The 7,083-nt window shown below is 41.6% G+C and carries 7 protein-coding genes; 6 read left to right on the top strand and 1 reads right to left on the bottom strand.

The window, feature by feature from the left end:
- Together AC1DRQ_RS28470 and AC1DRQ_RS28465 are read left to right on the top strand one after the other, a co-directional pair.
- On the top strand, positions 1-1,300 hold a 1,300-nt coding region (locus AC1DRQ_RS28470; RefSeq protein ID WP_477429049.1), incomplete at its 5' end, for an efflux RND transporter permease subunit.
- A 405-nt stretch (positions 1,301-1,705) separates the two neighbouring features.
- Positions 1,706-2,248, top strand: coding sequence for a hypothetical protein (locus AC1DRQ_RS28465; RefSeq protein WP_477429047.1), 543 nt, complete (start codon positions 1,706-1,708; stop codon positions 2,246-2,248).
- 176 nt (positions 2,249-2,424) lie between these two features.
- Here AC1DRQ_RS28465 and AC1DRQ_RS28460 read toward each other — a convergent pair whose 3' ends face one another.
- Positions 2,425-3,618, bottom strand: coding sequence for a pyridoxal phosphate-dependent aminotransferase (locus AC1DRQ_RS28460; protein ID WP_477429045.1), 1,194 nt, complete (start codon positions 3,616-3,618; stop codon positions 2,425-2,427).
- Between the two features lie 91 nt (positions 3,619-3,709).
- Between AC1DRQ_RS28460 and AC1DRQ_RS28455 the strand changes: the two genes are divergently transcribed.
- Genes AC1DRQ_RS28455 through AC1DRQ_RS28440 form a run of 4 tightly spaced genes read left to right on the top strand, consistent with a single transcriptional unit; the run spans position 3,710 to position 6,994 of the window.
- Entirely contained in the window at positions 3,710-4,684 is a 975-nt protein-coding gene (locus AC1DRQ_RS28455) for a cation diffusion facilitator family transporter (protein WP_429397615.1), read from the top strand.
- The gene (locus AC1DRQ_RS28450) at positions 4,684-5,124 is read left to right on the top strand and encodes an NUDIX domain-containing protein (protein WP_477429042.1); all 441 of its coding nucleotides are present in this window, start codon (positions 4,684-4,686) and stop codon (positions 5,122-5,124) included. Before AC1DRQ_RS28455 ends, AC1DRQ_RS28450 begins: the two co-directional genes overlap by 1 nt.
- Positions 5,121-6,386, top strand: coding sequence for an adenosylmethionine--8-amino-7-oxononanoate transaminase (bioA, locus tag AC1DRQ_RS28445; RefSeq protein ID WP_477429040.1), 1,266 nt, complete (start codon positions 5,121-5,123; stop codon positions 6,384-6,386). The genes AC1DRQ_RS28450 and bioA overlap by 4 nt, the downstream gene beginning before the upstream one ends.
- 2 nt (positions 6,387-6,388) lie before the next feature.
- Complete coding sequence (locus AC1DRQ_RS28440; protein ID WP_477429038.1) at positions 6,389-6,994, top strand: hypothetical protein; 606 nt, start codon at positions 6,389-6,391, stop codon at positions 6,992-6,994.
- Positions 6,995-7,083 lie beyond the last annotated feature (89 nt).

The following is a 7,083-nucleotide window of genomic DNA, read 5'->3' as shown; positions in this document are numbered from 1 at the left end:
CACCATGTTTGTTCAGCTTAAACCCTGGGATGAGCGGAAAGAAAAATCACAGCAGATAACCGCCCTTGTTGCCAAGCTCACTAAAAAACTGGCCAGGTTTAAAGAGGCTAATGTTATTGTAATTCAACCGCCTGCTATACCAGGTTTGGGAAGCACCGGTGGTTTTTCATTTATATTGGAAGAAAAAGAAGCAGGTGGGGACATAAAGGTTTTTGAAAAAACGCTGAAAACATTTGTAGGTGAGATTAATAAACGTCCTGAAATTGCAAGAGCCTTTACCTTTTTTACAGCGAGTACGCCTGCTTATCAGTTAACTATTGATAGGGAAAAGGCGAAGAAGTTAGGCGTTTCTATAGCTGATGTTAATAGCGCCCTTCAAACTTATATGGGTAGTATCTATATTAATGACTTTACCATATATGGACGAAACTTTAGGGTACTTGCACAAGCCGATACTGCTTATCGGAGTAATATCAGCAATATTGGGCAATACTTTGTGCGTAATCAATTTGGTACAATGGTGCCACTAAGCACACTTACATCTTACAAGGTTATTGAAAACTCTCCGTTGATTGCTCATTATAATCTGTTCAGGTCGGCCGAGATCAATGGGAGTACCAAACCTGGTTATAGTAGCGGTGATGCTATAACGGCTTTGAAAGAAGTTGCTGCAAAAACGTTACCACAGGGCTTTGGTTATGAATTTTCGGGCCTTAGCCGCGAGGAGATATTATCTGGTTCAAAAACAGTTTACATTTTTGCCCTTTCTATAGGCTTCGTATTCCTTTTTCTTGCCGCGTTATATGAAAGCTGGTCGGTTCCGTTCTCGGTACTGCTGGCTGTACCTTTAGGGGCATTTGGAGCCATCCTGTTCCTGACGTTCTGGTCCGATTTAACCAATAACGTATATGCACAGATTGGTTTAATAACGTTGATAGGATTGGCGGCCAAGAACGCGATTTTGATAGTTGAATTTGCCAAAGAGCGCGTAGATCGAGGTATGAATCTTGAAAAAGCTACTCTTGAAGCGGTACGACTGCGTTTGCGTCCAATCATCATGACCTCGATGGCATTTATATTAGGGGTAGTGCCTTTAATGATCGCATCCGGCGCAGGTGCCGAGGCCAGGAAAACCATAGGATGGACAGTGTTTGGGGGGATGCTTGCAGCCACATCGCTTGCTATATTTATAGTGCCTGTTTTATATTATACCATTACCCGTTTTGCATATGGTAAAGAAAAACTGGCCGAAATGGAAAAGAACTATAAGCCCGATGTGGAAGATGATCCGCAGGTTTAATATTTTACTTTATTAAAATCAAAAGAGAGGCAAAGCCTCTCTTTTTTTGTTTATGGCAGTTTAAGGATAGTTGCTCAATGCCGTTTTACCCGTAAATTTTAAGTGAAACAGAACAAAAATTCGTTGTTTTCCTACACTTATTTATTTAGCAGGTACTGTTTTTTCGATCATTATTTAATCTGTAATTAAGGTTTGTAATTATAGGTTTCAAGAAAATGGCGAATTTAAAAACATTGATTATCAATAATTAACAGGTCAAAAGCTGCTAAATTGTTTAGCTGGTGTATTACGAGTTATTGTTTATACCATTATCATAACAGGGGGACAATTATGATAATGGCAAAGTATTTGTTAAGGTGGTGTTAATACAATGAAAATTGTAGAGTACATTTTAAAAACACAACTATGAAAAATTCGACAAACTTTATAGCCGCCGCGTTAACTGCTGTAGCTATATTTTTAGGAACTACTGTAAAAGCTCAAACTACTCCGGCCGACAAATTACGTTTTGGTATTGGTTTAGAAGTTGGTGCGCCAACTGGCAATGCGCATGATGTTTCAAATTTTGAATTAGGCGGTACAGCGCGTTTGCAATATGGCTTAAGTGATAACCTGGCATTAACTTTAACTTCGGGCTATTACAACATGTTTGGTAAAGAAGCCGGCAACTCAGGTGTTAAATTTAACAGCTTAGGTGTGGTACCTGTTAAAGCGGGTATAAAAGCTTTCTTCGCACAAAATTTATATTTTGGAGCTGAGGTAGGTGCTGGTTTTGAAGTTCATACGCCAATTCCAGGAACAGAAAAGGATACTAAACTGATTCTTGCCCCTGGTATAGGTTATGCATCTAAATCATGGGATGTTGGTTTACGTTATGAAAACTTCTCTGGTCAGAGCAATAACTATGGTCTGGTTGGTTTACGTGTAGCCTACGGATTTGGTTTGTAATTTTACATAAACCGCTTTATAACAAAGCCCCTCATCAAATGAGATGAGGGGCTTTGTTGTTAATGTCAGATTATTTTGTCTGAACCGCGATTTATGCGATTAAGAGATTATCACGATTTTTACTTGCAAATCAAAATCTAAAAAATCTGATTAATCGTGGTTCAGACAATCGCAAACTATTTCAATTTACCCAACGCTTCTTTTATCCTTTTCACGGCCTCTATCAGCTTGTCTTCGGCGGCAGCATAGGAAATACGGATAGACGTAGGAYCTCCAAATGAATCACCACCTACGGTAGCAACATGGGCTTCCTCTAATAAGTAAATGCTTAGTTCATCAGCATCTTTAATGGTTTTGCCATTATAGCTTTTGCCAAAGAACGAGGTTACATTCGGGAAAAAGTAAAACGCGCCATCGGGCAGGTTTAATTTAATGCCGTCAATTTCGCTTAACAATTTGTAAACAATGTCGCGGCGTTTTTTAAATGCGGCACGCATTTCAAGTACGGTTTCCAGGCCACCTTCGTATGCGGCAACACCGGCACGTTGAGTTATTGAACAGGTACCAGAAGTAATCTGTCCCTGCATTTTGTCGCAGGCAGTGGCAATCTCTTTGCTACTTGCAGTGTAACCAATTCTCCAGCCGGTCATGGCAAATGCTTTAGACCAGCCATTGATGATCACTACGCGATCTTTAATATAATCAAACTGGGCTATCGATTCGTGTTTATCAATATAGTTGATGTGCTCATAGATCTCATCGCTCAGGATATAAACATGGGGGTATTTTTCAAATACTTTTGCTAATCCTTCCAGCTCATCCTTGCTGTAAACACTGCCTGTAGGGTTACATGGCGATGAAAACATGAACAATTTGGTTTTTGGCGTAATAGCAGCCTCTAATTGCTCAGGGGTTATTTTAAAATTTTGCTCAACGGTGGTGTTTATAAAAACGCTTACACCTTCGGCCAGCTTTACTACTTCTGAGTATGATACCCAGTATGGGGTAGGGATTATCACTTCTTCGCCAGGGTTTACCAGGCACAGTACCGCGTTGGCAATAGCCTGCTTGGCACCTGTTGATACCACGATCTGGCTAAAATCATAATCAAGGTTGTTCTCGTTCTTTAATTTGGCAACTACTGCCTTACGCAGTTCAGGATAACCGGCTACTGGTGTGTAGTAGGTATAGTTTTGGTCCATGGCCTTCTTGGCAGCCTCCTTAATATGTTCAGGAGTATGAAAATCAGGTTCGCCAAAGCTCAGGCTGATCACGTCAACACCTTTTGCGGCAAGTTCACGGCCCATTTTGGCCATTTTAATTGTTTGAGATTCGGACAGGTTATTTATCCGGGTACTTAATGCGCTCATATAAATTATGTTATCGCGGCAAATATAGAAAATAACTTTACTGCTACTTACGCTTGTTATTTATAAATTTGACCTCTTAATTAAGATAGGTTTGAAAGAACAGAAGAGGATCATATTTATTTCGCTTATTACAGGCTTTATCCTGATGATGGCGAAGTTTGGGGCATATCTTTTAACCGCGTCTAACTTTGTACTTACCGATGCCGCCGAAAGCATTGTAAATGTAATTGCCAGCGCCTTTGCTTTTTTCAGTATCTATCTGTCATCAAGGCCTCGGGATGAGAACCATCCTTATGGGCACGGCAAAGTGGAGTATTTCTCTGTTTTTATCGAAGGCTCATTGATAGGTATTGCGGGCGTTATCATCATCATTAAATCTGTTTATAGTTTATTTTACCCCACTTATATCCATGATTTGCTTACCGGTGCGATGATTATTGGGGCCACAGGGCTCATTAACGGAGCTTTAGGTTATTATATGATCCAAAAGGGCAAGTCACTGCGCTCTATAACATTGGATGCGGATGGCCGTCATTTGCTTACCGATATGGTAACCAGTGTTGGTTTGGTTGCTGGTTTAATACTGATAAAATTAACGGAGATTTTATGGCTCGATAGCGCCTTATCTATACTTGTAGCTTTATATATTATATTTAATAGTTACAAGCTGATACGTAAATCAGTGGGTGGCTTAATGGATGAGGCCGATTTTCAAGTGGTGACGGATATTATACATGTGCTGAGCGAAAAACGCCGCGATGCTTGGATTGATGTGCATAACCTGCGTGCCCAGAAATATGGCAACGAACTGCATATTGATTGCCACATGACCCTGCCCAACTACTTTGATCTTACCCACGTACATGCCGAAGTATCGCTGGTTGATAAAATGATCAACGAGGAGGTAGGGATAAAAACAGAACTGTTTATACATTCGGACCCATGCGTGCCTGAATGTTGCCACTATTGCAGTATGCCCAATTGCCCTATACGATCTGAAGCGCAAACCGAAACCATAGCGTGGACAATGGATAAGGTGGTACGCAACAAAAAACACTTTGAATAATGGAGTATTTTAATGTACGTGTATATGGTTTGCTTATAAATGAGCAAAACGAGGTGCTGATAAGTGATGAGCAGGAGTATGGCCATCGTTTTATAAAATTTCCTGGTGGCGGCCTTGAAATAGGCGAGGGGCTGATAGATGGCTTAAAACGTGAGTTTGTAGAGGAGTGCGAGGCAGAGATTGAGGTAACCGGGCATTTTTACACAACTGATTTTTTTGTACGATCGGCTTTCAACAATTCGCAGATCATCAGCGTGTATTATAAGGTGAAGAATATAACGCCATTAAATTTCGCCATAAAAACCATTGCTTATGATTTTGATGGCGAAGGCGACGTGCTGCAGGCTTTTAGATGGATAAAAATAGCCGACCTAACCACTGATGATGTTACCTTTCCTACTGATAAGCGTGTTGTAGAACTATTAAGAGCAGAACTATGAATTTGACCGAGCGTGACCTTAAAGTAATATGGCATCCGTATACCCAAATGAAAACGGCTGCCCCCCCAATAGGTATTGTAAGGGGCGAAGGCACCTGCCTGTTTGATGAGCAGGGCAAAAAATATATCGACGCCGTATCGTCATGGTGGGTAAATATCCACGGCCATGCGCATCCTTATATTGCCCGGAAAGTTTCGGAGCAGTTGCATAAACTGGAGCATGTGATATTCGCCGGCTTTACCCATGAAGGCGCAATTGAACTGGCCGAAAGGCTGCTGGCCATTTTACCGGATAATCAGCAAAAAGCATTTTATTCAGATAATGGATCAACCGCTATTGAAGTGGCCATAAAAATGTGTCTGCAATACTGGCTCAACAAAGGTGATCAGCGTACTAAAATTATAGCATTTAAAAACGCTTATCACGGCGATACCTTTGGTGCCATGGCCGTGAGTGGTCGCAGTGCATTTACCGCCGCATTTGATAGCCTGCTGTTTGAGGTAGAGTTTATTGATACCCCAAACAAAGACAATATGGAAAGCCTCAAAGCTCAGATCTCACATCTGAAATCTGAGACAGCATGTTTCGTATTTGAACCGCTGGTACAGGGATCAGGAGGGATGCTGATGTACGATGCCGGATACCTGAACCAGTTAATGGCTCACTGCCGGCAGGAAAACGTATTGATGATAGCTGATGAGGTATTTACCGGGTTCGGTCGTACAGGTAAGCCTTTTGCCTGTAACCATGTACAGATACAGCCCGATATTATGTGTTTTTCAAAAGGTTTAACAGGCGGTACCATGGCTTTAGGCTTAACCACCTGCACCCAGCAGATTTATGATGCTTTTTTATCAGATGACAGGCTGAAAACCTTGTTTCACGGGCATTCATTTACTGCCAACCCTATAGCCTGCGCGGCGGCACTGGCAAGCCTCGATCTTTTCCTGGAGCCTGCAACCGCGGCTAATATCAGCCGTATTGAAACGTCACACCGGCAATTTGCAGCTAAAATACAGCATCACCCTAAAATAAAAGCCGTACGGCAAACCGGCACCATAGTAGCTATGGAATGGGAAACAAGTGATAATACTTCCTATTTTAATTCGCTGCGCGATAAATTATACCAGTACTTTTTAGCCGAAGGTATTATATTGCGTCCGCTGGGCAATATAATATACATTTTACCTCCGTATTGCATTACTAATGCCGAACTCGATTATGTTTACAGCAAAATTGAACAGGCACTTGAAGAAATATAATTATGCTGTTGAATACACTATTACCCCGAATAATTGCTGATAACGAATTGCACTCACGCTGGTTAAACACGCTGTCGCTGATGGAAAATACCGGCGCACGCAAAATTTCAGCCAGTGAGGACCCGCTTACCGTTACCTACATTATATTAAAACATGCCGCCGAGGAGCACCGTCATGCTTTTTATCTGAAAAAACAGCTGGAAAAAACCGGTGTAGAACTACCTACCTATGCCGCCGAATACCTGCTGGCTCCGGGCTCAAGCAAATATTATTTAAACCAGCTGGATATTGATGTTTGCCGTTACCTGAAAAAGGAACTTGGCCTAAGCGGCAGCGAACTCCGTTTTGCTGCCTATTTGCTGGTTACCTATGCCATTGAAGTACGTGCTGATGAACTTTACCCCATTTACCAGGATGCGCTTGATGAAGCAGGGAGTAAAGTAAACGTAAAATCGATCATTTTAGAGGAAGAAGGCCATCTGGAAGAAATGTTGAACCAGCTGCACAAATTCTCGCCCGATTGGGAACTATACGCCAATAAAGCTGTTGAATTTGAGACCCGCCTGTTTAATCAATGGGTGGAGCAATTAGGGAATTCTTTAGGATAAATGTGCAGAGATTGTCTGAACCTGGATTAAACAGATTAATGGATTTTTAGGATTTTTACCCTTTGTCATCCTGAGCGCAGCGAAGGATC

It is taken from the genome of Mucilaginibacter sp. P4_E8 (genome assembly GCF_056401495.1).
The sequence above is the reverse complement of the archived record's forward strand: the minus strand, read 5'-3'. Positions and strand labels throughout refer to the sequence as shown.

Coding starts and splice junctions, on each gene's coding strand:
- AC1DRQ_RS28465 (WP_477429047.1), top strand. CDS start 1,706: ATGAAAAATTCGACAAACTTTATAGCCGCCGCGTTAACTGCTGTAGCT.
- AC1DRQ_RS28450 (WP_477429042.1), top strand. CDS start 4,684: ATGGAGTATTTTAATGTACGTGTATATGGTTTGCTTATAAATGAGCAA.
- bioA (WP_477429040.1), top strand. CDS start 5,121: ATGAATTTGACCGAGCGTGACCTTAAAGTAATATGGCATCCGTATACC.
- AC1DRQ_RS28440 (WP_477429038.1), top strand. CDS start 6,389: ATGCTGTTGAATACACTATTACCCCGAATAATTGCTGATAACGAATTG.